Consider the following 3,162-nt stretch of genomic DNA (forward strand, 5'->3'; position numbering starts at 1 on the left):
AGGCATCGCTTTCGAGGAGCCGTCCTACTTCTTCACCGACCAGCGCTGGAAGGCCCTGCAGGACACATTGGCGATGCGTGAGCGCGGCGCGGACGATCAGGACGATTCGCGCAAGCACGGCACCGTCGGCGCGGTCGCCCGCGACCGCAACGGACACCTCGCTGCGGCGACATCCACCGGCGGCATGACGGGCAAGGCGCCGGGCCGCGTCGGCGACAGCCCGATCTTCGGCGCCGGCACCTGGGCCGACGACACCYGCGCGGTGTCGGGTACCGGGCACGGCGAAGTCTTCATCCGCTATGCGGCCGGGCACGAGATCGCCGCGCGCATGCGCCATGCCGGTCACTCGCTCGAGGCGGCTTCGAACGTCGTCGTGATGGATCTTCTCGCACCCAATGACGGCTCCGGCGGCCTCATCGCGGTCGACCGCACCGGTGCGGTGTCGCTGCCGTTCAACTGTGCCGGCATGTACCGGGGCTTCGTCCGTGGCGACAACATCCTGCGCACGGCAATCTACGATGAGCCGTTGCGCGAAAGCGCGGCCGTCTAGCCCCCGCCCTCGAAACGCTCATGGCCGGGGCGGACCCGGCCATGATGGGCGTGACGCCTAACGGCTGTGCGCGAACATGACGTGGCGCACCTGCGTGTACTCGGTGAGCGCCGTCATCGAGAGATCGCTGCCGTAGCCGGAACTTCTCACGCCGCCATGCGGCATCTCCGTGGCGAAGACGCCATGCGTATTGACCCAGGTGACCCCGTAGCGAAGAGCGGCGGCGACATGGGTCGCCCGCCCGGTGTTGCGCGTCCAGATCGAGGAGGCGAGGCCGTAGGGTGACGAATTCGCGTAAGTCAGAACCTCTTCTTCCGTCTTGAACGGCGTGATCGACACGACCGGACCGAATACCTCGCGCTGAACGATCTCGGATTGCTGCGTCGTCGCGACGAGCGTCGGCTCGAAGAAGAAACCGCGTCGGTCGGGCGCGCGCCCGCCAGCCACGATCTCCGCGCCGGAACTGCGCGCGCGGTCGACGAAACCCGCGACGCGTTCGCGCTGCCGCTCGGTGATCAGTGGCCCGACCTCGGCCTTCGCATCGTCGGATTCGCCATAGGGCAAAGCGGCGACCGCCTGCCCCAGATCGGCGACGAGGCGATCGTAGATTCCAGCGGACGCATAGATATGGCAGGCCGCCGTGCAATCCTGCCCGGCATTGTAGAAGCTCGCCTCCTTCAACGTTTCGATCAGCGACGAGAGATCGGCATCGTCGAAGACGATGACCGGCGCCTTGCCGCCGAGTTCGAGATGCGTGCGCTTCAGCGTATCGGTCGCGGCGGTGAGGATCTTGCGGCCGGTACCGACATCGCCGGTGAGCGAGATCATGCGCACGGCCGGATGAGAGATCAGCCGCTGTCCGACCGCGAGCCCCGTGCCCGTCACCACGTTGACGACACCGGGCGGCAGAACCTCGGCGAAGATCTCGGCGAGTTTCAGGAGCGTCAGCGGCGTGTGCTCGGAGGGCTTGATCACCACCGTGTTGCCGGCGGCGATCGCCGGCGCGATCTTCCAGCTCGCCATCAGGAGCGGATAGTTCCACGGCGCGATCGACGCGACGACGCCGACCGGATCGCGGCGGAACATGCTGGTGTTGCGCTCGTTGCGATACTCGCCGGCGGGCACGCCGGGCATGGTCCGCGCGGCGCCGGCGAAGAAGCGGAACACGTCGACCACGTTCGGCACTTCGCCGCCGAGGACATAGCGATGCTGCTTGCCGCAATTCATCGATTCGAGATCGGCGAATGTCGCGGCTTCGGCCTCGATGCGATCGGCGATCCGCAACAGGGCGCGCGAACGCTCGCGCGGCGTCAGCGCCGCCCAGGCCGGAAAAGCCGCGTCCGCGGCGGCGACCGCGCGATCGACCTGGGCCTCTCCCGCCGTCGGCAATTGAGCGATCAGCGCGCCGGTCGATGGATTGAGAACGGGCTCGGCCGCGCCCTCCCCGGATTCAAATCGGCCATCGACGAAAACTTGCGCATTCTCGAACATCGGAGCGTTCCTGGTGGTTCAACGTTGTGAAAGTGCTCGGCCGCTGGCTTCGCGGAGCGTGCGGCCGAAAAGCTGGAAGACGGCTTGCGATTGCGGATCGGAATCGGCCTTCCATTCGGGATGCCATTGCACCGCGATCACCCGTGAGGCGCCGATGAGGCCGGAGACCGCCTCGACCACGCCGTCCGGCGCCGTCGCCTCGACGGTGAGGCCCGGGGCGAGGCGTGCGATGCCCTGATAGTGGACGGAGTTGACGATCGAGCGGCCTTCGCCGAGCGCGCCGAACAAAAGGCCGCCCGGAGCGACTTCCACCGAKTGACGATGATCGAACATGCCGTCGAAATCGACGTCGGCGTGAGCATGATGCACGGCGCCGATGTCCCGCCGCAACGTTCCGCCGAGCGCGATGTTGATCTCCTGCAATCCACGGCAGATGCCGAAGACCGGTTTCTGCGCGGCGATCATCGCGTCGAGCAGGCGCTCCACGGTCTCGTCGCGCGATGCATCGAACGGACCATCGCTGTCGGCGGTGTCATCGCCGTAACGCGAGGGCACGACGTTCGAGGGGCTTCCCGTGAGAAGCAAGCCGTCGACGGCGCTCGCGATGCGCGGTGCATCGACGAAATCAGGCAGACTCGGAATGATGACGAGCGAGGCATCCATGTAGCGCGCGGCGCCGACCAGATAGCGCTGCATGACGCTCGCCGCGACCTCGTTGCCGAGCGTCCGGTTGCAGGCGATCACACCCAGGAGCGGGCGCGATTCATGCGGATCAACAGCCATGGCGAGGGTCCTCGAGAAGCTCTAAGCGGCGATCACCCGGGCGCGTCCGTCCGGAATATTCACGACGACGGCATCACCGGGTGCGAAAAGGTCGCTCGCGGGCGCGAGGCATTTCAGCCGCAACTCGCCGACGCGGAGCACATAACGGATGCGCGCGCCGAGAAACACGCGGGTCTCGATCGTCGCGCGCAGGCCGCCGCGCTCATCGGCGCCCACCGCCCGCAATTGAAGATCTTCCTGGCGCAGCGCGAGGGTCCCCGCACCGCGAACCGCCACGTCGTCCGGCAGCGCGAGCGCATCTCCGTTGGGAAGCTGGGCCGAAACGCCGGCCGCTCCGG

At 67.3% G+C, this 3,162-nt stretch carries 4 protein-coding genes; 1 reads left to right on the top strand and 3 read right to left on the bottom strand.

Going from position 1 to position 3,162, the window contains the following annotated elements; translation table 11 throughout:
- Window positions 1-550: isoaspartyl peptidase/L-asparaginase (locus AC1DT3_RS16210; RefSeq protein ID WP_477466274.1), on the top strand; the 550-nt coding region annotated here is incomplete at its 5' end.
- A gap of 57 nt (window positions 551-607) precedes the next feature.
- Here AC1DT3_RS16210 and AC1DT3_RS16215 read toward each other — a convergent pair.
- From AC1DT3_RS16215 to AC1DT3_RS16225, 3 genes are all read right to left on the bottom strand, one after another.
- Entirely contained in the window at window positions 608-2,041 is a 1,434-nt protein-coding gene (locus tag AC1DT3_RS16215) for a gamma-aminobutyraldehyde dehydrogenase (protein WP_477466275.1), read from the bottom strand.
- 18 nt (window positions 2,042-2,059) lie between these two features.
- Entirely contained in the window at window positions 2,060-2,824 is a 765-nt protein-coding gene (locus tag AC1DT3_RS16220; protein ID WP_477466276.1) for a gamma-glutamyl-gamma-aminobutyrate hydrolase family protein, read from the bottom strand.
- A gap of 21 nt (window positions 2,825-2,845) precedes the next feature.
- On the bottom strand, window positions 2,846-3,162 hold a 317-nt coding region (locus AC1DT3_RS16225; RefSeq protein ID WP_477466277.1), incomplete at its 5' end, for a TOBE domain-containing protein.

It is taken from the genome of Microvirga sp. P4_G7, assembly GCF_056401005.1.

What these genes read in the sequence shown, in the direction of transcription:
- AC1DT3_RS16215 (WP_477466275.1), bottom strand. Translation starts at nt 2,041, where the DNA reads ATGTTCGAGAATGCGCAAGTTTTCGTCGATGGCCGATTTGAATCCGGG.